This window comes from Micromonospora sp. WMMD964, assembly GCF_029581455.1.
In the GTDB taxonomy this organism is placed as follows: Bacteria; Actinomycetota; Actinomycetes; order Mycobacteriales; family Micromonosporaceae; genus Micromonospora.
The window spans coordinates 1,527,749-1,548,877 of sequence record NZ_CP120860.1 but is presented as its reverse complement, the minus strand read 5'-3'; the positions used below and the strand labels follow the sequence as shown (position 1 = coordinate 1,548,877).

At 70.5% G+C, this 21,129-nt stretch carries 22 protein-coding genes and 1 tRNA gene; 12 read left to right on the top strand and 11 right to left on the bottom strand.

Going from position 1 to position 21,129, the window contains the following annotated elements; all coding sequences use genetic code 11:
- Window positions 1–28 precede the first annotated feature (28 nt).
- On the top strand, window positions 29–1,039 hold the full coding sequence (locus O7616_RS07275) for an NADPH:quinone reductase (RefSeq protein ID WP_282306132.1): 1,011 nt from the start codon (window positions 29–31) through the stop codon (window positions 1,037–1,039).
- A gap of 189 nt (window positions 1,040–1,228) precedes the next feature.
- Here O7616_RS07275 and O7616_RS07270 read toward each other — a convergent pair whose 3' ends face one another.
- On the bottom strand, window positions 1,229–2,863 hold the full coding sequence (locus O7616_RS07270) for a fatty acid--CoA ligase (RefSeq protein WP_282307554.1): 1,635 nt from the start codon (window positions 2,861–2,863) through the stop codon (window positions 1,229–1,231).
- Window positions 2,864–2,934: 71 nt separating this feature from the next.
- Here O7616_RS07270 and O7616_RS07265 point away from each other — a divergent pair, with 71 nt between their 5' ends.
- Window positions 2,935–3,426 carry an NUDIX domain-containing protein gene (locus O7616_RS07265; RefSeq protein WP_145785993.1) on the top strand — a complete coding sequence of 164 codons (492 nt, stop codon included), beginning with the start codon at window positions 2,935–2,937 and terminating at the stop codon, window positions 3,424–3,426.
- An 18-nt stretch (window positions 3,427–3,444) separates the two neighbouring features.
- Here the strand turns inward: O7616_RS07265 and O7616_RS07260 are convergent, their stop codons facing one another.
- A complete protein-coding gene (locus O7616_RS07260) occupies window positions 3,445–4,479 on the bottom strand; it encodes an aldo/keto reductase (protein WP_282306131.1) in 1,035 nt (344 codons plus the stop codon).
- 125 nt (window positions 4,480–4,604) lie between these two features.
- On the opposite strand from O7616_RS07260, the gene O7616_RS07255 reads away from it, so the two are divergent.
- Window positions 4,605–5,237, top strand: a complete 633-nt coding sequence (locus O7616_RS07255) for a TetR/AcrR family transcriptional regulator (protein ID WP_282306130.1) — start codon at window positions 4,605–4,607, stop codon at window positions 5,235–5,237.
- Window positions 5,238–5,240: 3 nt separating this feature from the next.
- Here the strand turns inward: O7616_RS07255 and O7616_RS07250 are convergent, their stop codons facing one another.
- Together O7616_RS07250 and O7616_RS07245 are read right to left on the bottom strand one after the other, a co-directional pair.
- Window positions 5,241–6,917, bottom strand: coding sequence for an MDR family MFS transporter (locus tag O7616_RS07250; protein WP_282263015.1), 1,677 nt, complete (start codon window positions 6,915–6,917; stop codon window positions 5,241–5,243).
- Between the two features lie 160 nt (window positions 6,918–7,077).
- Window positions 7,078–7,617: a type 1 glutamine amidotransferase domain-containing protein gene (locus tag O7616_RS07245; protein WP_282306129.1), complete on the bottom strand. Its 540-nt coding sequence runs from the start codon at window positions 7,615–7,617 to the stop codon at window positions 7,078–7,080.
- 160 nt (window positions 7,618–7,777) lie between these two features.
- On the opposite strand from O7616_RS07245, the gene rfaE2 reads away from it, so the two are divergent.
- Window positions 7,778–9,595 carry a D-glycero-beta-D-manno-heptose 1-phosphate adenylyltransferase gene (rfaE2, locus tag O7616_RS07240; RefSeq protein ID WP_282263018.1) on the top strand — a complete coding sequence of 606 codons (1,818 nt, stop codon included), beginning with the start codon at window positions 7,778–7,780 and terminating at the stop codon, window positions 9,593–9,595.
- Window positions 9,592–10,467 (top strand): glycosyltransferase, encoded by an 876-nt coding sequence (locus O7616_RS07235; protein ID WP_282306128.1) that lies wholly within the window; start codon window positions 9,592–9,594, stop codon window positions 10,465–10,467. The genes rfaE2 and O7616_RS07235 overlap by 4 nt, the downstream gene beginning before the upstream one ends.
- Here the strand turns inward: O7616_RS07235 and O7616_RS07230 are convergent.
- From O7616_RS07230 to O7616_RS07220, 3 genes are read right to left on the bottom strand one after another with little or no spacing between them, the layout of a single operon-like run.
- Window positions 10,457–11,563: a glycosyltransferase family 9 protein gene (locus O7616_RS07230; protein ID WP_282306127.1), complete on the bottom strand. Its 1,107-nt coding sequence runs from the start codon at window positions 11,561–11,563 to the stop codon at window positions 10,457–10,459. The two genes, O7616_RS07235 and O7616_RS07230, sit on opposite strands and share 11 nt — an antisense overlap.
- A gap of 8 nt (window positions 11,564–11,571) precedes the next feature.
- Window positions 11,572–12,123, bottom strand: a complete 552-nt coding sequence (locus tag O7616_RS07225; protein ID WP_282306126.1) for an Hsp20/alpha crystallin family protein — start codon at window positions 12,121–12,123, stop codon at window positions 11,572–11,574.
- Entirely contained in the window at window positions 12,123–12,626 is a 504-nt protein-coding gene (locus tag O7616_RS07220; protein WP_282306125.1) for a DUF2231 domain-containing protein, read from the bottom strand. The genes O7616_RS07225 and O7616_RS07220 overlap by 1 nt, the downstream gene beginning before the upstream one ends.
- Window positions 12,627–12,793: 167 nt before the next feature.
- Between O7616_RS07220 and O7616_RS07215 the strand changes: the two genes are divergently transcribed.
- Window positions 12,794–13,411 (top strand): pyridoxamine 5'-phosphate oxidase family protein, encoded by a 618-nt coding sequence (locus O7616_RS07215; protein WP_282306124.1) that lies wholly within the window; start codon window positions 12,794–12,796, stop codon window positions 13,409–13,411.
- A gap of 1 nt (window position 13,412) precedes the next feature.
- Here the strand turns inward: O7616_RS07215 and O7616_RS07210 are convergent, their stop codons facing one another.
- Complete coding sequence (locus O7616_RS07210) at window positions 13,413–13,730, bottom strand: antibiotic biosynthesis monooxygenase (RefSeq protein WP_282263027.1); 318 nt, start codon at window positions 13,728–13,730, stop codon at window positions 13,413–13,415.
- A 76-nt stretch (window positions 13,731–13,806) separates the two neighbouring features.
- On the opposite strand from O7616_RS07210, the gene O7616_RS07205 reads away from it, so the two are divergent.
- Entirely contained in the window at window positions 13,807–14,451 is a 645-nt protein-coding gene (locus tag O7616_RS07205) for a class I SAM-dependent methyltransferase (RefSeq protein WP_282306123.1), read from the top strand.
- A 26-nt stretch (window positions 14,452–14,477) separates the two neighbouring features.
- On the opposite strand, the gene O7616_RS07200 is transcribed toward O7616_RS07205, so the two are convergent.
- Entirely contained in the window at window positions 14,478–14,804 is a 327-nt protein-coding gene (locus O7616_RS07200; RefSeq protein ID WP_282306122.1) for a hypothetical protein, read from the bottom strand.
- Between the two features lie 483 nt (window positions 14,805–15,287).
- A complete protein-coding gene (locus O7616_RS07195) occupies window positions 15,288–16,130 on the bottom strand; it encodes an SGNH/GDSL hydrolase family protein (protein ID WP_282306121.1) in 843 nt (280 codons plus the stop codon).
- A 411-nt stretch (window positions 16,131–16,541) separates the two neighbouring features.
- On the opposite strand from O7616_RS07195, the gene O7616_RS07190 reads away from it, so the two are divergent.
- The 4 genes from O7616_RS07190 (at window position 16,542) to O7616_RS07175 (ending at window position 18,810) form a co-directional block, all read left to right on the top strand.
- Window positions 16,542–16,937, top strand: coding sequence for a helix-turn-helix transcriptional regulator (locus O7616_RS07190; protein ID WP_282306120.1), 396 nt, complete (start codon window positions 16,542–16,544; stop codon window positions 16,935–16,937).
- Window positions 16,938–17,129: 192 nt separating this feature from the next.
- Window positions 17,130–17,456, top strand: coding sequence for a hypothetical protein (locus O7616_RS07185; protein WP_282306119.1), 327 nt, complete (start codon window positions 17,130–17,132; stop codon window positions 17,454–17,456).
- A complete protein-coding gene (locus O7616_RS07180) occupies window positions 17,453–18,547 on the top strand; it encodes a hypothetical protein (protein ID WP_282306118.1) in 1,095 nt (364 codons plus the stop codon). Before O7616_RS07185 ends, O7616_RS07180 begins: the two co-directional genes overlap by 4 nt.
- Before the next feature lie 2 nt (window positions 18,548–18,549).
- Window positions 18,550–18,810, top strand: coding sequence for a hypothetical protein (locus tag O7616_RS07175; protein ID WP_282306117.1), 261 nt, complete (start codon window positions 18,550–18,552; stop codon window positions 18,808–18,810).
- 334 nt (window positions 18,811–19,144) lie between these two features.
- Here the strand turns inward: O7616_RS07175 and O7616_RS07170 are convergent.
- Window positions 19,145–19,221: transfer RNA gene (locus tag O7616_RS07170), tRNA-Thr, on the bottom strand.
- A gap of 144 nt (window positions 19,222–19,365) precedes the next feature.
- On the opposite strand from O7616_RS07170, the gene O7616_RS07165 reads away from it, so the two are divergent.
- Entirely contained in the window at window positions 19,366–21,117 is a 1,752-nt protein-coding gene (locus tag O7616_RS07165) for a metallophosphoesterase (RefSeq protein ID WP_282306116.1), read from the top strand.
- Window positions 21,118–21,129 lie beyond the last annotated feature (12 nt).

The following is a 21,129-nucleotide window of genomic DNA, read 5'->3' as shown; positions in this document are numbered from 1 at the left end:
CCCGGGCCGGGCGGGGTAGAGACCACGAATGAAGGCCATCGTGTACGAGCGCGCCGGTGACCCTTCGGTGCTGGAACTGGTCGACCGGCCGGTGCCGGAGCCGGGCGCGGGCGAGGTTCTGGTGCGGGTCGCGGTCTCGGGGGTCAATCCGACGGACTGGAAGTCCCGCCGCAGCTCAGCACCGGACGGATGGCAGATTCCCGGGCAGGACGGCGCGGGGGTGGTGGAGGCCGTCGGCGAGGGGGTCGACCCGGACCTGATCGGTGAGCGCGTCTGGATCTGGGAGGCGGCCTGGCAGCGGCCGTGGGGGACGTCGGCGGAGTACACGCTGGTGCCGGTCCGGCAGGTGGTACGCCTCGGTGACGCCCCGTTCGAGCTGGGGGCCGCCCTGGGCATCCCGTTCCTCACCGCGCACCGCTGTCTGACCGCCGGCGAGTTCATGCCGGACACGCTGCGCGCCGGTGCGTTGGCGGACCACACCGTGCTGGTGCAGGGCGGGGCGGGCGCGGTCGGCAACGCCGCGATCCAGCTCGCCCGGTGGGCCGATGCCACGGTATTCGCGACGGTGAGCAGTGCGGAGAAGGCGCAGCTCGCGGCGGCGGCCGGCGCCTCTCACGTGATCGACTACCGGAAGCAGGACGTGGTCGAGGAGGTCCACCGGATCGCCCCCGACGGGGTGCACACGATCGTGGAGGTCGCCCCGGCCCAGAACGCGGCGGTGGACGTGCAGGTGCTGCGACACGGCGGGGCGGTCTGCGTGTACGCCGACAACGGGGGCGCCGACCTGACGATCCCGGTCCGCCCACTGATGGTGCCGAACGCGCGCTGGCAGTTCGTGCTGGTCTACACGGAGCCGAAGGCGGCCAAGGCGCAGGGTGTCAAGGACGTGGCGGCGGCGGCCGGCCAGGGCGCGCTGCGGGTCGGCGCGGAGGCCGGACTCCCCCTGCACTACTACCCGCTGGCCGATACGTCAGCGGCGCACCAGGCGGTGGAGGACTCGACGGTGGGCAAGGTCCTGGTGCGAACCAGCGACGCCTGATCGGCTCGCGGACCACCCGATTTCCCCGTCATCAGGACAGAGGCGAAGAAGTTTCGCAACAATGACGGTGCGGGTCGTCCCGCGTGGAACGGGCGGCCCCGGCGCGGTGCGAACGCCGGGGCCGCCCTCCCGGGGAGGGATCTTCAGGAGTTACCCCTGCCCCAACAGGCGACAGTGCCGGGGAAAACGTTACGGGGCTGTCAGTTCTCGGACAGTCAGCTCACCCTCGGCGTACCGCGATCGGACTACCTTCTTGTCGAACTTGCCCACGCTGGTCTTGGGCACCGCGTCGATGAACGCCCAGCGCTCGGGCAGCTGCCAACGCGCCACCGAGTCGGCCAGGAAGTCCCGCAGCTCCTCCGCGGTCACCGAGACACCCTCGCGAACCACGACGGTGGCCAGCGGTCGCTCGTCCCACCGCTCGTCCGGCACTCCCACCACGCACGCCTCCAGCACCGCCGGGTGGGCCATCAGGGCGTTCTCCAGCTCCACCGACGAGATCCACTCACCCCCGGACTTGATCACGTCCTTGGCGCGGTCGGTCAGCGAGATGTAGCCGTCCGGCGAGAGGGTGCCCACGTCCCCGGTCCGCAGCCAGCCGTCGCGGAACTTCTCCTCGTCCGGGGCGTCGTCGCCGACGTACCTGTCGGTCACCCACGGCCCCCGGACCTCCAGCTCGCCCACGGCCGCGCCGTCGGCGGGCAACGACTCGCCCGACGGGCCGACGATCCGCGCCTGCACGCCCGCCGGCACCCGCCCCTGCGTGTAGCGGTAGCGCCACGCCTGCTCCCCCGTCACCCCGGCGGGTGGACGCGAGACCGACCCCAGCGGGGACATCTCGGTCATCCCCCAGGCGTGGATCACGTCGATGCCGTGCCGCTCGTCGAACGCGTGCATCAGCGCCGGCGGGCAGGCCGAGCCACCGACGATCACCTCGGTGAGCGAGGAGGTGTCCACGTCGTGGCTGTCCAGGTAGGCCAGCAGATCCGTCCAGATCGTCGGCACCGCGCCGGCCAGCGTGGGCCGCTCGGCGGCGATCATCTCGGCGATCGGCGCGGCCTGGAGGAACCGGTCCGGCATGATCAGCGACGCGCCGGAGAGGAAGGCGGCGTACGGCAGCCCCCAGGACATGGCGTGGAACATCGGCACGATGGCCAACTCCCGGTCGGTCGGCCCGAGACCGAAGCCCTCCGGCATGCACACCTGCAACGAGTGCAGGTAGATCGACCGGTGCGAGTAGGCGACGCCCTTCGGGTTTCCGGTGGTGCCCGAGGTGTAGCAGAGTGCCGCGGCGTCACGCTCGTCCACCTCCGGCCAGTCGTACACCTCGGGCCGGTCCGCGAGCAGCGCATCCCAGTGGTGCACCGTGATGCGCTCGCCGGCTGCCGCCACCAGCGGCGCCGGGTCACCACCGCCCACCACCACGACGTGCCGCACCGTGGTCAACTCGCCGATCACCCGGGCCAGCAGCGGGATGAGCGTGGTGTCGACGAGCACCACCCGGTCCTCGGCGTGGTTGGCGATGTAGGCGACCTGGTCGGGAAAGAGCCTGATGTTGAGCGTGTGCAGCACCGCACCCATGCTCGGCACCGCGAAGTAGGCGACCAGGTGTTCGTTGTTGTTCCACATGAAGGTGGCGACGCGTTCGTCACCGGTCACCCCGCACTCGTCGCGTAGCGCGTGCGCCAGCCGGGCGGCGGAGCGACCCACCTCGGCGTACGTCATCCGGCGGGGTTCGGCGCCGGTCCAGGTCACCACCTCGGCCGCGCCGTGCACTCCCGCGCCGTGCTCGAGGATCCGGGAGACCTGGAGTGGGACGTCCATCATCGTGCTACGCATGGGTAACAAGCTAGTGTCGCGGGTCACACGTTGGGAACCCCCGTAAGTTGGCGCAGGTGAGCATCTCCTGGGCCGACTCGTACGTAGGGCAGTTACGCGCAATCGCCGGGGACCGGACGCTGATGTTCGTCGGCGCCCGTGCCGTGGTCAGCGACAACGCCGGACGCATCCTGCTGATCCAGCGCTCGGACAACGGTCAGTGGGCCATGCCGGCCGGCGCGATGGAACTCGGCGAGTCGATCGCCGACTGCGCGGTCCGCGAGGTCCGCGAGGAGACCGGGCTGCGCGCGTTGCGGGTGTGCGCGTTCGCCCTCTACACCGGCCCGGACCGGACGAGCACCAACATGTACGGGCACACGTACCAGGTGTTCACCACGGCGTTCAAGGTGGAGGAGTGGGACGGGCAGCTGGCCCGGGTCACCGACGAGACCACCGACGCGGGCTTCTTCGCCCGCGACCGCTTCCCGACCCCACTCTCCACGTCGGTCCTGGAGACCCTGGCCGACCTGGACGTCTTCGAGCAGACGAACCGGCTGATCCTGAAGTAGGTCGGCCCCAGGGTCGCCCTACTGCGGGTGGCGCATCCCGGCGAAGAACCCTTCCTGGATCCAGTTCGGGTACGCGACCGGAAGCTTCGTGGCCTCGTCCAGTTCGGTGAGATCCTGCTCGGTCAGGGTGAGGTCCGAGGCGGCGATGTTGTCCACCAACTGGTCCAGCTTGCGCGCGCCGACCACCACGCTGGTCACGGCCGGCCGGGACAGCAGCCAGGCGATAGCGACCCGGGCGGGGCTGACGTCGTGCCGCTCGGCGACGCCCTTGAGTACGTCGACCACCCCGAAAGCGTGCTCCGGGTCGAACGGCGTGAAGCTGGTGTAACCGGGCTGGGCGCTGCGCGCGCCGCTGTCGGCGACGGTGCCGTCCCGGCCGACCTTGCCGGAGAGGAAACCACCGGCGAGCGGGCTCCACACGGTCAGCCCGACATTCGCGTCGAGCGCCATCGGCACCACGTCGCGCTCCACGTCCCGCCCGAGCAGGGAGTAGTACTCCTGCACGGAGACGAAGCCGGCCAGCTTCTCCCGAGCGGAGATGCCCAGCGCCTTGGAGATCTGCCAGGCGGCGAAGTTGGCGCAGCCGATGTAGCGGACCTTGCCCTGCCGGACCGCGTCGTCGAGCGCGCGCAGCATCTCCTCCATCGGGGTGACGTGGTCGAAGTTGTGGATCTGGTACAGGTCGATGTGGTCGGTGCCCAGCCGGCGCAGGCTGTCCTCCAGGTTCTGCATGATGTGCAGCCGGGAGGTGCCGACGTCGTTCGGGCCGGGCCCGGTCCGCGAGTGCACCTTGGTCGCCAGCACGACGTCGCGACGCCGCTTGCCGAGCGCCCGGCCGAGCAGTTCCTCGCTCTCGCCGTCGCTGTAGCCGTCCGCGGTGTCGACGAAGTTCACGCCCGCGTCCAGCGCCTCGTCGACCATCCGCTGCGCCTCGGGCAGGTCCAGAGCACCGAGGGTTCCCCAGAGCGGATGTCCGCTGCCGCCGAAGGTCATCGCGCCGAGCGAGATCTCCGAGACGTACACCCCGGTGTTGCCCAACAGCCGGTACTTCACGTGTGTTGCTCCTCGTGGTGGGTCGGAGGCCGAGGTCAGGCGCCCCGTGGTCACTATGTCGGACACTGTGTCCGGGAAAGAGCGTACGTCGCCGCCCCCACCCCCGGCCACCTAGGATTCCGGCTATGCCCTCGATCACCCGCCGCCGCCGGCGCAACCCCGACGGTCGGGCCGCCGTCGAGGCGCGGGTACTGGCGGCCACCGAGCGCCTGCTGCGGGAAGGAACCCGGTTCACCGACCTCGGGGTGCAGCGGATCGCCGCCGAGGCCGGCGTGGCGCGGTCGACCTTCTACACCCACTTCCGGGACAAGAGCGAACTGCTCATGCGCCTCGCCGGCACCATGCGGGAAACCTCCTTCGGCCGCACCGGCGAGTGGAGTCCGGCCGGGCCGGGCGACCCGCTCGCGGCGCTGACCGAGGTCTTCGCCGACGTGATCCGGATCTACCGGACATACGCCCCGGTGCTGGCAGCGGTCAGCGAGGTCGCCGCGTACGACGAGGTGGTCCGGGAGTACTGGGCGGCGGGGCTGGAACGGTTCGTGACGCGCACCGCGCAGGCACTCCGCATCGAGCAGCAGGCCGGACGTACCCCCGCCGACCTGGACGTGACGGCGGCCAGCCGGCTGATCGTGGTCGGCGGTGACCGCTTCCTCGCGGACCACGTCAGCACCACCTCGGCCGACCCCGAGACCGACGCGGCGGCGGCCCGGGAGTTGGCCGCGACCTGGTGGTACGGCGCCTACCGACGCCCCGCCTGACACTCAGATCATCGTCTGGGACTTGGCCTCCATGTCGGCGGCGGCCTCGTCCTTGGATTCGCGGGTCAGCGGCTTACCGCCCGGGGAGGGCGCCTTACCGCCGAGCGGGTCCGCGCCACCGGTTGCGCCCTGCGGGCCGGCACCGCGCAGCTGGGTGTTGGGCAGCGTCAGCGTGACCACCACCGCCAGGATCGCGATCACGCCGGCGGTCAGGAAGACCATGTCCAACGCGTCGACGAAGGCTCCCTGGATGGCCGCGCGCACCGGCGCCGGCAGGGCCAGGATGGTCGCCGGATCGTTGATCGAGATGTTGGAGCCGCCACTCGCCGCCACCGCGGCCTGCTCCTCCGGCGGGAGTTGCGCGATCGCACCGGGCAGCCGGTCCGCGAGTCCGCCGGTCAGCCGGGACGAGAGCACCGTGCCGAGGATCGCCACCCCGAACGAGCCGCCCAGCGACCGGAAGAAGGTCGCCGAGGAGGTGCCGGCGCCCAGGTCGCGTACGGACACCGCGTTCTGCACCGCGAGGATCAACGACTGCATGCACAGGCCCAGCCCGACGCCGATCACCACCATGAACCCGAAGGCCACCCAGAGCGAGGTGGTCACCTCCAGGCTGGTGAACAGGAACATGCCGACGAGGAGGGTCACCGAACCGGCCACCGGGAACCACTTGTACCGGCCGATCCGGGTCATCGCGCGGCCGGTCAGGATCGAGGTGATGATGATGCCGGCCATCATCGGCAGCATCAGCAGACCGCTGCGGGTCGGCGAGGCGCCCTTGACGATCTGCAGGTAGAGCGGGATGAAGATGATCGAGCCGAACATCACCAGACCGATGATGAGCAGCGCCGAGTTGGCCAGCGCGAAGGTGGCGCTGCGGAACAGCCGCAGCGGCAGGATCGGTTCGGCGACCCGGGCCTCCTGGAGGACGAAGAGCACCCCCAGCACCGCGCCGACGACGAACAGACTGATGATCACGCCGGAGCCCCAGGCGTACTCGTTGCCGCCCCAGCTCAACGCGAGCAGCAACGCACTCACCCCGGCGACCAGCAGGCCGGCGCCGAGCCAGTCGATCGAGTGGTCCCGGCGTTCGAACGGGATCAACCGCATCACGTGGTAGCAGACCACGATGGCCAGGACCGCCAGCGGCACGTTGATGTAGAAGATCCACCGCCAGTCGGTCTCCGCGAAGTACCCACCGACCAGCGGCCCGGCCACCGACGAGATCCCGAAGACCGCACCGAACAGACCCTGGTAACGACCCCGCTCCCGGGGGGACACCACGTCCGAGATGATGGTGAACGCGAGCGTCAGCAGACCACCCGCACCGAGGCCCTGGATGCCCCGGGTGATGATCAGCTGGGTCATGTTCTGGGACAGCCCGGCCAGCAACGACCCGACCAGGAACGTGCCGATCGAGAAGAGGAAGACCGGTCTGCGCCCGTACAGGTCGGCCATCTTGCCGTACAACGGCGTCGACGCGGTCGAGGCGAGCAGGTACGCGGTGACCACCCACGAGTAGTGGTTGATCCCGCCCAACTCGCCGACGATTGTCGGCAGGGCCGTGCCGACGATGGTCTGGTCGAGCGCGGCCAACAGCATCCCGGTCATCAGACCGACCATGAGCAGTCGGATCTGCTGACGGTTCAGCACCGGCGCGTCGGAGGCTTCGGTGGTCATGTGCCCTTCTATCCGGCGAGCCGAGGAACATGCGCCCAACCCCCCGAAAACCCCCGCCATCTCTGTTGATCAAGAGGTTTGCGTCAGGGAACACCGCGAAAATGACGCAAACCTCTTGATCAACGGGAACGAGGGGTGGGGTGGGTGGGGTGGGGGGCGGTCAGGCGGCGAAGGTTTGGGTGATCTTCTGGCAGAAGGCGGGGAGGTCATCGGGTTTGCGGCTGCTGGTCAGGTTGCCGTCGGTCACGCACTCCTCGTCCACCCAGGTCGCGCCCGCGTTCGTCAGGTCGGTACGCAGCGTCGGCCAGGAGGTGATCCGTCGACCACGCACCACGTCCGCCTCGATGAGCGTCCACGGGCCGTGACAGATCACCCCGACGGGCTTACCCGCGTCGAAGAACGCCTTCACGAACCGCACCGCGTCCGGGTCGCCCCGCAGGAAGTCCGGGTTGGCCACCCCACCGGGCAACACCAGCGCGTCGTAGCCGGCGGCGTCCGCCTTGTCCGCGGTCACGTCCACGTCGTACGTCTTGGACTGGTCCAGATGGTTGAAGGACTGGATCGTGCCGGGCTTCAACGAGACCAGCTCGACCGTCGCGCCGGCGTTCGCGACCGCCTCGCGCGGCTGGACGTACTCGACCTCCTCGACGCCGTCGGTGGCCAGGAAAGCGATCCGCTTGCCGTGCAATGTCGCTGCCATGTCGGTACATCTCCTTTCCGGGGGTACCCCAATCCCCTTCCCCGCCCGGAACGCCCGAAACAGCTCCGACCGGTGACGAACCACCGAAGGGCGTACGACCAGCGGCCGGACCGCCCGGGGCCCAGGTTTGGCCAGGAGGGCGGTGGGGACCCGGGGAGGCATGGCAGGAGCAGCAGCGGAACAGCGCCGGCTCGCCACCGTCGTGGAGAGCTGGCTCGGACGCCCAGTCCTGATCGTCGGTGACGCCATGTTGGACGAATGGCGGTTCGCCGACTCCGATCGGCTCTGCCGGGAGGCACCCGCTCCCGTCCTGACCCTGCGCAGACGCATCTCCGCAGCCGGTGGCGCCGCGAACACCGCGGTGAACGTCGCCGCGCTCGGCGGGCGCGCGGTGCTGGTGGCACCGGTCGGCGCCGACGTGGCCGGCGACGAACTGCACGACTGTCTGGACCGCGCCGGCGTCTGGGACCGCACCGTCAACCAACCGGGACGGCCCACCCCGGTCAAGCGGCGAATGCTGGCCGGCAACCAGATCCTGCTCCGGGAGGACTCCGGCGACCCGGACGACGCCCTCGACCCGGAGGGCGTGAGTCGGCTGCTCACCGCGCTGAGCTGCGCGACCGAGGAGCTGCGCGCCGCCGCGGGTGGGGAGGCGCCGACCCTGGTCGTCTGCGACTACGGCCTGGGCGCGCTGCCCGCGCCGGTCCGCGCATGGCTGGTCGAGCAACGCGAGCGGTACGCCACCGTCGCGCTGGACGCCCACGACCTGGCCGACTGGCGGGGGCTCGCGCCGACGGTCGTCACTCCCAGCTTCGCCGAGGCGACCCGACTGCTGGCCCGAGCCGCCGGTACGACCCGACCAGCCGGCGGGACCGAACTGCACCTGGAGCACCCGGACGTCGACCCGGCCGACGGGCCCTCCGAGATGACCGCCGGCGCGGCACCGGGCGCGGTACGCGCCGACGACGTCGCCGACCGCCCCGGTCCGGTCGGTGAGCCCGTCCGGGGCGAGGGTCGGGTGGCCCTCACCGGCGACGGCCTCAGCGTCACCGGCACCGGCGTCACGGTGAACACCCAGGCCGGGGAGGGCGTGGACCGGGCCGTCCTGGCCGAGTCGCGGCTGGCCGAGTTGCGCGCCCACACCGGCGCGGACGTGGTCGCGGTGACCCTGGACACCGAGGGGGCGGTGGTCGGCGGTGCCGAGGGGGCACCACGCCGCAGCCACAGCACCCCGGTTCCGGCCAGTCACGCCGTGGGCGCCGGGGACGCGTACCTGGCGGCGATGACGTTGGCCCTGGCCGCCGACGCGCCGCTGCCCACCGCCGCCCAGCTCGCCCAGTTGGCGGCCACCATCACCGTCTCCGACACCGGCACCTGCGTGTGCCGCCGGGAGGACCTGCTCACCGCGCTCGACCGACCGACCGGCGCGACGGACCGCTCCGCGTTGGTCGGCACCGACGAGTTGGACGCGATCGTCGCCGAGTACCGCGAGGCGGGGCGGTCGGTCGTGTTCACCAACGGTTGCTTCGATGTGCTGCACCGCGGGCACGTGCGCTACCTGGAGCAGGCCCGAGCGTTGGGCGACCTGCTCATCGTGGCGGTCAACTCGGACGGCAGCGTACGACGGTTGAAGGGCCCGGACCGTCCGGTCAACCCGGTCGAGGACCGTGGCGCCCTGCTCGCCGCGCTGGCCTGCGTGGACCACGTCGTGGTCTTCGAGGAGGACTCGCCCGCCGCGCTGATCGAGGCGGTCCGCCCGGACGTCTACGTCAAGGGCGGCGACTACCCACCGGAGCTGGTCCCGGAAGCCCCGCTGGTGCGCCGGCTGGGCGGCCAGGTCCGCACCCTCGGGTACGTGCCGGACCGGTCCACCTCCGCGATCATCGAGCGGATCCGGTCGCACAGTCAGGACGCGGCCCCGCGCGCCACGGACCGGGTGCCCGACGAGTCGCTGAGCACCCGCACCCAGGCGTCGTGAACCGCCCCCTCGACCTCGGCGCCCCGGCGGAGTTCCGCGCCGACCGGCTGCTCGACGTGCTGATTCCGACCCGGAACCGGCCCGCCGAGTTGGCGGTCACCCTGGCCGGGCTCGCCGCCCAGGACGGGGTGCCCGGCTTCGGTGTGGTGGTCAGCGACCAGTCCGACGGGGAGCCCGCGTACGCCCACCCCGCCGCGGCCACCATGGTTCGGGCGCTGCGCCAGGGAGGGCACCCGGTGCTGCTGACCCGTCGGCTGCCCCGCCGGGGGTTGGCCGAGCATCGGGCATACCTGCTCGCCGCCTCGGCGGCCCGGTACGTCCTCAACCTCGACGACGACATCTGGCTGGAGCCGGGGGCGGTGCACCGGCTGGTCACCGCGATCGGTGAGCTGGGTTGCGGGTTCGTCGGCAACGGCGTGCACGGGCTCTCGTACCTCGACGACGTGCGGCCGGAGTCGCACGGGCACTACGAGGAGTGGATCGGCCCGCCGACTGCGGAGCGGATCCGCCCGGACACCCCGGAGTGGGGTCGCGCCCGGATCCACTCGGCGGCCAACCTCCTGCACGTCACCGAGCAGTTGGCGCTGCCGCCGGGCGCGTGGCGGGCGTACAAGGTCTCCTGGATCGGCGGGTGCGTGCTCTACGACCGGGCCAAGCTCGTCGACGTCGGCGGGTTCGACTTCTGGCGTCGGGTGCAGGAGAAACACCAGGGTGAGGACGTGGCCGCACAGCTCGCGGTGCTGGCCCGGTACGGCGGGGCGGGCATCCTGCCCAGCGGCGCGTACCACCTGGAGTCGCCGACCACTGTCACCGACCGGGACGTCGAGGCGTGGGAGGTGGTCCTCGCCGAGGAGAGCGCGCCTACGGGTTGAGCAGCTCCCGGGCCGCTTCGAGCACCTCGACCACCGGCACGTCCGCCACGAACGAGTCCCGGTGTGGGCACTCGCCGTCGCCGGGGCGGTGCGGGTAGATGCCCGGTGTGCAGTCCACCCCGCAGACCGGGCAGTGCACCGTCCAGGAACAGATCGGCCGGTGCCGCCCCCGCAGCGGGTTCGCCGTGTTGATCAGGTTGCCGACCCAGAAGATGCCCACCGTGGACGTGCCCACCGCGGCGGCCACGTGCAGCGGGCCGGTGTCGTTGGAGACGACCAACGCGCAGTCGGCGTAGCAGCCCAGCAACCCGCCGAGGCTGAGCGTCCCCACCTGCGGCCGGACCGGAACCCCGGCCGCCGCGACGACCCGGTCCACCACGTCCTGCTCGGCGGGCGTACCGGTGACCAGCACCTCGTAGCCGTCACCATGCAGCTCGCGGGCCGCCTCGGCGAAGCGCTCGGCTGGCCACCGACGGCGGGTGTCGCTGGCCCCCGGGTGCAGCGCCACCCGGGGTCGGTCCGCCGGCCCGAGCACCTGGGCCGCTTCGGCCCGGTCGGCGTCGGTCACCGTCAGCGTCGGGGTGATGGTGGTGGCCGGTGCCCCGACCAGCGCCACCACCTCCAGGTAGCGGATCACCTCGTGCTGGTAGTAGACGTAGCGGAGCCACCGGTCCAGCGGCGGCGCGTCGTCGGCCCGCAGGCCGACCGTCACCCGGGCACCCAGCCGACTCATCAGCGGGTTCGAATTGGCGCCACCGCCGTGGATCTGCACCGCCAGGTCGAAACCCTCCGCGGAGACCGCGGCCACGAAGTCGTCGATCGACGACTCCGGCTCACCCGGGTCGGGCGTCCGGATGCCGGGGGCCGGCGGCACCACCAGCACCCGGTCCACCGGGCCCGGCCGGTCGCGCCAGAGCTTCGCGTGCCACGGCGCGCCGAGCAACACGATCTCCGCCGAGGGGTACGCAGCTCGCAGCGCGTCCAGCGCCGGCAGGACGAACACGAAGTCACCGAGCGCGTTGGCGCGCAACACGGCGATCCGCCGCACGTCGGGAAGGCGCTCGGCGGTCGGGCCGAGCACGGACGGGGTGACCACGCAGACCGCTACTGCCGGTCGATCTCGCCGACGGTGTCCGGGCGGTGCAACTCCCGGTCCGCAGCGGGATCGGCCGGCATCGGCGTACCCGTGGAGGGTCCACCGGAGCGCGGCCCGGTGCGACCGACGGCGATGGTGCGCGGCGCGGGCCGGGACGCCCGGGGCAACCGGACCCGGAGCAGGCCGTGGTCCATGACCGCGTCGATGGCGTCCGGGTCGACCCGGGCCGGCAGGTCGACGCGGTACTCGAAGCCGCGGGTCTCGAAACCGCCGGGAATGCCCTGGTCGGCGTTGACCTCCGCCTCGGAGCGGGCGCGCACGCACAACTCGCGGTCGTCCAACTCGACCGCCACCTCCTCCGGGGCGACGCCGGGCAGCCGGACGACGACCTCCCAACCGTCCGAGGTCTCGGTCAGTTCGACGTCGGACGCGCCGGCCCGGCCGCCGACCAGGCGGCTCAGCTCGGCGCGCAGCGACTGCAACTCACCCATCGGGTCCCAGCCCTGCTGCCGGCCGCCTCGCCATCCCCGGCCGAAGCCGCCGGTCTGCTGCTCGCTCATCACACGTCTCCGATCCGCTGAGCGGCCGCAGGCGGCCGTAGTGAACTGGGCGCGTCCAGGTTGGCGTCGCGGTCGACGCCGACACCGAGCCGGTCGACCAACTCGCCGCCGAGCCAGGCGCTGATGCCGAGGATCGCCACCGCGACCACCTCGATGGCGATCAACGCGCCGCCGGCAGCCCGCGAGTCCGCGTTGAGCCGGACCGCCCAGACGGCCGCGAAGAGCAGCACCACTGCCACGTTGGCGCCCGCGTGCAGCAGCCCCACCCGCTTGGCGCGGGTGCCGGTCGGGATCGCCAGCAGGTCGAACGAGCCGGCCGCGGCGGCGAGGAGGCCGCCGATCAGACCCACCGTGATGTTCCAATACGCGACCTCACCCAGGAAGTCGGGGCCGCCGACGGTGTCCACCACGTCGAACAGCACCGCCGTGACCAGCAGCGCGACCGGGAACATGACCAGCATCGGGTGGACTGGGTGGCCCAGCACCTTGAGTCGGCTCTCCATCTCTCGGCCTCCACTGGTCGGCGTCCTGCGGAACGGTCTCGTTGCGGCGGGCGCTCAGATCAGGCCCTACCCCCGACAACCGGGCACAAACCTCGTGCTGGTCAGGGCGGCCTAGGCTGGCGAACGGTGCTACCCGCCAACGGGTCAACGCCTGAGGGAGGAGCAACGTGACGGTGGAGATCACTTCCCACGAGGAGTTGCGCGCCCTGCTCGGTACGCCGAACGCACGGGCCGCCGACAAGGAACGCACCCGCCTGCACGAACGGGACCGCGAATGGCTCGCCGCCTCGCCGTTCTGCCTGGTGGCCACGGCCGGCGCGGACGGCAGCTGCGACGTCTCCCCCAAGGGCGACCCGGCGGGCTTCGCCCTGGTGCTGGACGACACGACGATCGCGCTACCCGAGCGGCCGGGCAACAAGCGGGCCGACGGTTATCACAACATCATCGACAACCCGCACGTCGGGCTGCTCTTCGTCATCCCCGGGCGGACCGACACGCTGCGGATCAACGGGCGGGCCCGCCTGGTCAGCGACGCGCCGTGGTTCGACGACATGGTGGTCAAGGGGCACCGGCCGGTGCTCGCCGTGGTGGTGGAGATCGAGCAGATCTTCTACCACTGCGCGAAGGCGTTCCTGCGGTCCGCGTTGTGGAAGCCGGACACCTGGCAGCCCGACCTGCTGCCGTCCCGCGCACGCCTGATCAAGGAGGTGGAGGCGCCGTCGGAGAGCCTCGAAGACCTGGAACGACACTACGGCCCCGACTACGCGCAGACCATCTACGCCTGAGTCACGGGCGCACACCCCCGTCCACGCCCAGGCCGCCCACCACTGTGGTCTCCTGACCCGTGAACTCACCGGTGAGCATCGGCATGGCGCGGCCGATGGCCGCCCTCGTCTCGGGAAGCCGCAGGGAGGCGGCGTGGTGCTCCTTGCTCTGCCACACCTCGCTGACCCAGATGGTGGCGTCGTCGGTCGCCGAGACACTCACCAGGTAGAGGTCACAGCCCGCTTCCCGAAGGCCGTCCGCGCCACTCATCAGGATGGCCACGACGTCATCACGGCGACCTGGCTTCGCCTTCATCGAGGCGATGTACCCGTACGACACGACAACTCCCCGTTCTCGGTGACTCTCGTGAGGTCACCGTAGAACGCAGGAGGTGCCGTGATCTAGCGTTGCCGCCGTGGACGGTGACGACTGGTTGGCAGACACCCGCACCTCGTACGACAGGGTCGCGGTCGACTACGCCCGTCTGGTGCACGACCTCCTGGCGCAGTCACCACACGAACGGGCGGCTCTGGCGTTGTTCGCCGAACTCGTCGGCGCGGCCGGAGGCGGGTCGGTCGCCGACGTGGGCTGCGGAACCGGGCGCATCACCGCCCACCTGCGCACACTCGGCATCGACGCCTTCGGGATCGACCTCTCACCCGGGATGATCGCGGTGGCCCGCCGGAATCATCCCGGCCTGAGATTCGAGGTCGGCTCGATGACCGACCTCGACCTGCCCGACGGTTCGGTCACCGGCCTGATCGCCTGGTACTCACTGATCCACATCCCGGACGACCAGCTCGGCGCGGTCTTCGCGCACTTCCGGCGGGTGGTGCGTCCCGGTGGTCCACTGCTGCTCGGCTTCCACGTGGGCGACGAGACGACGGTCAAGACGGAGGGCTACGGCGGCCACCCGATGAAGGTCGACGTGCATCGTCGCCAGCCCGCCCAGCTGGCAGGCCGGCTGCAAGCGAGCGGTTTCCGGGTCGAGTCGCAGACGACTCTCACCTCGCCCGAGAGCAGACTCGGAGGGATCGTCCTCGGGCGGCGCGAGACCTGACCCGGGCACTTCCTCCGTCGGTCAGATCAGGAACTGATGCCCATCAGGTCGGGAGCGTCGTCGTCCCCACCGGAGCTGACGTCGGTGCCGCGATCGTGGTAGCCACGCCAGTACGCCTGCTGCGGTGCCCGCGCCACCGATACCACCACCACCCTGATGCCGCCGGCCAACTGTCGGCTGTTGACGATCAGGGCGGCCACCGAGGCAGCGGCGGCGATCGCACCGACGGCGAAGGCCCGACCGGACACCGCGCCGTCCCAGTCGATCGCGGCGACCAGCACGGTGGCCAGCCAGCAGAGTCCGGCAACGGCGATGACGAGATTCGCGGCCTTTGACTGAATGCGAGTATCCACGAGGGGCTCCGATCTGTGCTGGGCGGCGTTACGAGGGGATCTGGGCCGGGTCACCTCTGATGTCGCCTGCGGCACATCCGAACGGGGCAGCAGTTGGTCAAGGCGGTCGTTGACAAGACGGCACGGTCGCGGCGGTCCGGACACCCGGCACCGTGACGAGACCGCCACATGGGCAAGGACGGCGTGGGCGATGCCCTGCTCGAGCCACACAAAGCCTCCCCCCGGTAGGCGTCGTTCCGATCCGAATGCGGTTGTGGGCTGCCGCGCTGACCTGCCGGCGTTCGGCCGGAGGAAGATCGGCAGAGGGACATGATCTCGCACCGATCGGGCTGATGGGTGCCCGCCGTACAGGCAGACGCTTTCCTGTGAGGGTTGGTTGCGACCGCCCGTGGACGACAAGGCCGGCCCCGCCCGGGACGGGCGGAGCCGGCAGGAGGAAGTCGCCTGTTGGCGCGCCGGATCACTCCGACGACCGGACGCGCCTCACGGATTGAGGTTCATCGTCGCGCAGGGGACCCAGTGCCCGACCGAGTAGCCCGGTCGACGGCCCACCAGTCCGCACGGCAGCGGTGCCAGCGGAACACCCAGCTTGGGCGCGATGGTGTTGTACGCCAACCGACCCATCACGTCGTAACCGCCGGGTGTCGGGTGCACCCCGCACTGGTCGAGGTAACCCTCCGGGATGGACTGATAGTCGATCCAGGTCGGTACGCGATCGCCGTACTCGTCGATGACCAGCATGCTGCGATAGATCGCGTCGTTGACCTTGGCCTCGCTGGCGGGAAGCCAGCTCGGGCTCGGGCCCGGCGGTGTCGTGCAGCCATTGGTGCCGTGCCCGGAGCTGTACTGCACCCAGGACGGATACATGATCACGTCCGGGTCCAGGTCCAACGCCGTGTCGAAGAGTGCCCGGTAGGTGCCCTCGAAGGCGCTGATCTGCGCGGCCGTGGCGGTCGACAGGTTGTTGTTGGTCCCGCAGTTCAAGAGGATCAGGTCGGGTTGGTGGGTGGTCACCAGCCCCGCCATCCGCGATGACCAGTAGTTGCAGGTCACCCCTCCGACGGCCGCGACGGCGAACTCGTGGGGGACGCAGCTCTGGTCGAGCAGGCGCCCCAGCTCGGCGCGGTAGCTTTCGCTCACCGACCCGGTCATCGTGGCGCCCGCGGTGATGGAGTCCCCGACGGTCAGGATCTTCATCGTGGGTCGCCCCGGCGTGGGGCAGGCGGCGGCGGCCTGGGCGGCGACAGGCGCCCGGTCAGGGATAGACAGGCCGATCGCCACGAGAGCGACGAGAACGGCACCCGACAGCACGGGACGCAGCTTCATCATCAGCCCTCCACCGCCACCGAGACGGCACCTTGCTCGTCCGGGATCGCGGCGGCGCCGGTTGGTGTGGCCACACGCGAGCGCAGGGAAGCCCCGGAACGACCGTGCAGCGGACGGCGGGCCTCGCCCGGCGGGCGGGCGTGCGCAAGGAGCAGGGGAGGAAGACCATACCTGGCACTACCGTTGCCATTCATGGCACTGACGGTATCGCGCTCGTCGCTCAGTGCCAAGGATGGCAACGGTAGTTACTTTCGGCTCATGATGACGATCCCGGCAAGTCGCGCAGGCCGGGGTCATTCCACCCGGGTCGGCGGGACGATCGGCCCTCTGGCCGGGAAAGCGCGAAGCCATATCTGGCACTGAGTGCGAGTCTGGCAACGGAGTCCCACGAACGGCACTTACGATCAGCCGGTGCCACTCAGTGCCAGCCAAGACCCCCGAGTCATCGCGTTCGCGCGATTCATCAAACGTGCTCTCGACGAGGCCGTACGAGAGCGCGCCATGTCCATCGAGGACGTCGAGCAACGCACCGGCATAGGTCGCTCCACGATCTACCGGTGGCGCCGCGCCGAGATAGCCAATCCGCAGCGCACCCAGGTCCAACAGTTCTGCGACGGTCTCGGCATTCCGCGTGCGGTCGCCGCACAGATTCTGGGCTGGGACGGCGCGCCACCCTCACCCGACCCGGACCCGAGCACGGACCCCGACCTGAGGGCGATCGCGCGCATCCTGATGGACCCCGGCGTCGCCGAGGAGGAGAAGACGGTCATTCGCGCGACCCTGCAACACCTGGCCCGCCGGAGGTAGCCCCGCCAGACCGACGGAAGGCCCCAGGTCGCGTCACGTGGCGACCTGAGCCGGCCGCCCGCCCCGGTCCTCTCTCGCCGTCATTGTCGATCAGCTGATACTACGGAGGGCGTCGATATCGTGACCGTCATTGGTATCTTCGCCGACATGAGTCGCAGGGTGCGAAGTGGCGGTCGGTTGAAGCGGCGGCCGGTGTCCGAGGCGGAACGCGCGAAGGCGGTGGAGGGGTACGGCGAAGCGGTCGGTCGCCTGCAACATTCGGCCTTCCGAAACCTGCGTACCTCGATCGCGAACGTCGCGATCTTCTTCGGAGTGGTGTCGGGCTGGATGATCGTGACCGGCGACGCCGAACCTGCTGCGCTCGTGCCCATGTCGGTGTCCATCCTCGGCGGCGTACTCGGGGCGGCCACCTACGCCGTGAAGCGGCAGCCTCTCGCTCGGCATCTACTCGTCGGCGCAGTCGTGCTTGCTCTGGTGGGCTTGGCCGGCACCGTCATCGCGTCCCAGGTGTCGCCGTGACGCTCGTCGTGGAGCCCACCGCCCTGGCCGACTTCGCGCGGCAGGTCAGCCGGGCGGCCGGAGACGTCGGTGAGGTTCGTGGATACTTCCGCCGGTACGCCGAGGCCGGCACCGGCGGCGAGGTCTACAACGTCGCCAAGGCGGGCCACGAACACGCCGTGAACGTCATCGATGGCGCGCTCAAACGCCTGGCCGGTCAACTGGAAGCCTCGGCCCCGGAGCTGTTCGCCGCTGCCCACTACTACCGCACCACTGACCTGAACGCTGCCACATCCCTCGACCGCGCTCTCCCCGCTGCGCCTGACCGGTGTATCACCCGACTGGAACTGGAGATCGCCGAGAATCCCTGCACCCCGGCGGACTTCATCGACGCCCGCGACACCACCTGGCACCTGAAGCCGCCCGGCGAGCCGGGCAACCCAGCGAACGCGCTGGCGTTCATGGACTTCCTGAGCCCTTCGGCGTGGGCCAACATGGCCTTCGACACGGTGTTCGGCTTCGACCCGATCGGCGAGATCCAGAACCGTGTCTTCGGCGACTGGGAAGCCCTCGCGGTCATGGCACCCGTCGTCGGCAACATGGCCCGCGCGCTGCACGACATGGCATACAACCTCCAGTCCGGGGCCACCACCCTCCACGGCCAGTGGCAGGGCACGGCGGGTGAATCCGCGTTCCGCTACTTCACCACCACCGCCAACAGCGTCTCCGACCTGCGCGGCCCCCTGGACGCCATCGGCAACGGATACACAGAGATGGCAGACGCCGTGTGGGCCACCGGGGAAGCCCTGGGCGGCACCGTCAAAGCCCTACTGGATGCCGCCATCATCGCCGGCATCAGCATCGCTGCCGGAACCGCCACCTCCTACACCGGCGCGGGTGCCCTCGCCGGTTACGGGCTGGCCGCCCTGGAGGTGGCCAACATGCTCCGACTCTGGGGCACCGCCACCAATCTGTGCCAGAACCTCTCCGCGGTCGTCAACACCTTCCGGGCCATGCTCGTCCGCGAACTCAGCAACCTCGACTCCGTCGCACTACCGTCGCTACCGAACGGCCGGCGCTACGACCACCCTCTCGTCGGCCTGCCCGGCTAGCCATGAGCGACCTGGACGACATCGCCGCCGGCGACCCCCAGCGGAGCCGGGCCCTCCGCGACGCCTTGACCCGCCTTGCCGACGGGCCCAACGAACTACTGCGGGAGATGGCCACAGCCGTCCTCAACGCAGAGATCAGCCTTCGTGACGCCGTCGCGACCGATACCTACGCCGCTGAACTGACCAGGCCGTTCCAGGAATTCTGGGTGCGATACGAACAGCTGACACCCGAGGAACGCGAACAACTAGGGACTGTTTCATAAGGGCGGTCGAGCCGAGGCGGAGTCCCGGGCGGCGATCCGGCAAGGCGTGGTTTCGTCCGGATACCGGTGTTGTATCCGGACGAAACCGCAACGCCGCCGGGCGTCGTCCGGGCCCGCCGCAGGCCGGCCAGTTCTTATGAAGCAGGCCCTGGCAGCCCATGGCTCGGCCGATCTCGGCAAGGCGCATCAGTAGCGGCCGCGGGCCACCCCCGTCGACGCACGGCTGGACGAGGCGCTGTGGGTTTGGCGAGTAGATTGGCCGCTCGCCCTGGCGACGGCAGTCGAAAGGCCCAGGTCATGATCGGCGATCTCGCCGATGACCTGGGCCTTTCCGTGGAGCCGCCTGACGGAATCGAACCGTCGACCTACGCATTACGAGTGCGTCGCTCTAGCCGACTGAGCTAAGGCGGCAACGATCAGCAAGTGTACGGCACCCCGGCGACGCCAACCGAACGGGATACCCCCATCTCGTCCGCGCGTACCAACCGGACATCAACCGCCATCTGGACGCTTACCGGACAGCAGATGATCGCGACCGGGACTACGCTGCGGCGGGTGAGCGACGAACGCGACCACCCCGGCCCCCCGAACGACGCCACCGAACGCCCTGATCCGGTCCCGGCCGAACGCGCCGCCCACCGGCCGAGCAGCACCGACCCGCTTGAGCTGGGCTTCACGCCCCGCAAGCCGGTGCCGTGGCTGGCGCCGTTCCTGCTGATCAGCACCGGCATCCGTACGTTGTTGGCGGTGCTCTTCGGGGCGTACCTGGACAAGCGCGAGTTGCAGAACGCGTTCGACGACGGCGTCTTCCGCCAGGTCGGGCCGGACGGCGGGCTGTGGCTGGACTACGTGGCGGACCTGGGCGACGGCTTCAACGCCACCTACTCGGTGGCGTACCTGCTGGCGCAGCCGGAGTTGACGGTGGACGGGCACCGGCTGCCCCGGGCGCAGACCCTGGTGATGGGCGGCGACCAGGTGTACCCGTCGGCGGCCTACGCCTCGTACGAGGACCGCTGCAAGGGCCCCTACCAGGCCGCACTGCCCGTGCCGCCACCCGAGAAGCCCACGCTCTTCGCGGTGCCGGGCAACCACGACTGGTACGACGGCCTGACCGCGTTCCTGCGGTTGTTCGTCCGCTCCCGGGACCGGAACTTCGCCGGGTGGGGCACCGGCCAGTCCCGGTCGTACTTCGCCGTGGAACTGCCGGCGGGCTGGTGGCTTCTCGGTGTGGACGACCAGTCCGGCTCGTACCTGGACGACCCGCAGTTGGCCTACTTCGACGAGGTGGCCCGGCGGCTCGGCCCGGAGTCCAAGGTGATCATCGCAGCGCCGGCGCCGACCTGGGTCAAGGCCGCCGACAACCCGACGGCGTACGACTCGATCGACTACTTCATCCGGACGATCATCGATCCGACCGGTGCTCGGGTGCGGCTGCTGATCTCCGGCGACCTGCATCACTACGCCCGTTACTCCGGGCCGGACCGGCAGCTGATCACGTGCGGCGGAGGCGGCGCGTACCTCTACCCGACCCACAAACTGCCGGAGCGCATCGAGGTGCCGCCGCGGGACACCCTGGCTCGCCGGGCCAGCTCGACCCAGCCGTACGACCTGGTGGCCCGCTATCCGGACGCGACCCGCTCGCGTCGCTACGGCTGGGGGATCTTCCCGAGGCTGCCGTTCCGCAATCCGGGCTTCACCACCCTGCTGGGCATTCTGCACACCCTGCTGATGCTGGCCATGGCGGGCGCGACGGCGAACTGGGCGGACAGCACCGATCAGCGGCTGTTCACCGTCCCCCTGGTGTTGATGGTGCTCGTGACGATGCTGGCGGCGATCCTCTTCGCCAAGCCGCCGAGCGCAAGCGGCAAGCGCCACGTACGGCACGGGATCCTCGGCGTCAGCCACGGCGTGGCTCAGGTGGCCCTCGCGGCGGCCGGCACGTGGGCGTGGCTGGCCCTGCCGTTCTACGACTGGCCGTGGCCGCTGCCGGCGGTGGCCGCGGCGGTGCTCTACGGCCCGGTGATCGGTCTGGTGGCCAGTCAGTTGGTGGCCGCGTACCTGCTGGTGGCGGCTTCGTTCGGGGTGAACGTCAACGAACTCTTCGCCGGTCAGGGCATCGAGGACTCGAAGGTGTTCCTGCGGATGCGCATCGACCCGGACGGCACGCTGACGCTCTTCCCGATCGCCGTCGACCGGGTCTCCCGGGACTGGCAGGTGAACCCGGACCAGTCCCCCACCGCAAGCTGGCTGACCCCGAAGACCAACCTGACCCCCCGCCTGGCCGAACCCCCCACAGTCCTGCCCTGATCCCACCCCACC

Coding starts and splice junctions, on each gene's coding strand:
- O7616_RS07175 (WP_282306117.1), top strand. CDS start 18,550: ATGAGCGACCTGGACGACATCGCCGCCGGCGACCCCCAGCGGAGCCGG.
- O7616_RS07270 (WP_282307554.1), bottom strand. CDS start 2,863: ATGGACGTCCCACTCCAGGTCTCCCGGATCCTCGAGCACGGCGCGGGA.
- O7616_RS07250 (WP_282263015.1), bottom strand. CDS start 6,917: ATGACCACCGAAGCCTCCGACGCGCCGGTGCTGAACCGTCAGCAGATC.
- O7616_RS07275 (WP_282306132.1), top strand. CDS start 29: ATGAAGGCCATCGTGTACGAGCGCGCCGGTGACCCTTCGGTGCTGGAA.
- O7616_RS07220 (WP_282306125.1), bottom strand. CDS start 12,626: ATGGAGAGCCGACTCAAGGTGCTGGGCCACCCAGTCCACCCGATGCTG.
- O7616_RS07255 (WP_282306130.1), top strand. CDS start 4,605: ATGCCCTCGATCACCCGCCGCCGCCGGCGCAACCCCGACGGTCGGGCC.
- rfaE2 (WP_282263018.1), top strand. CDS start 7,778: ATGGCAGGAGCAGCAGCGGAACAGCGCCGGCTCGCCACCGTCGTGGAG.
- O7616_RS07225 (WP_282306126.1), bottom strand. CDS start 12,123: ATGAGCGAGCAGCAGACCGGCGGCTTCGGCCGGGGATGGCGAGGCGGC.
- O7616_RS07245 (WP_282306129.1), bottom strand. CDS start 7,617: ATGGCAGCGACATTGCACGGCAAGCGGATCGCTTTCCTGGCCACCGAC.
- O7616_RS07195 (WP_282306121.1), bottom strand. CDS start 16,130: ATGAAGCTGCGTCCCGTGCTGTCGGGTGCCGTTCTCGTCGCTCTCGTG.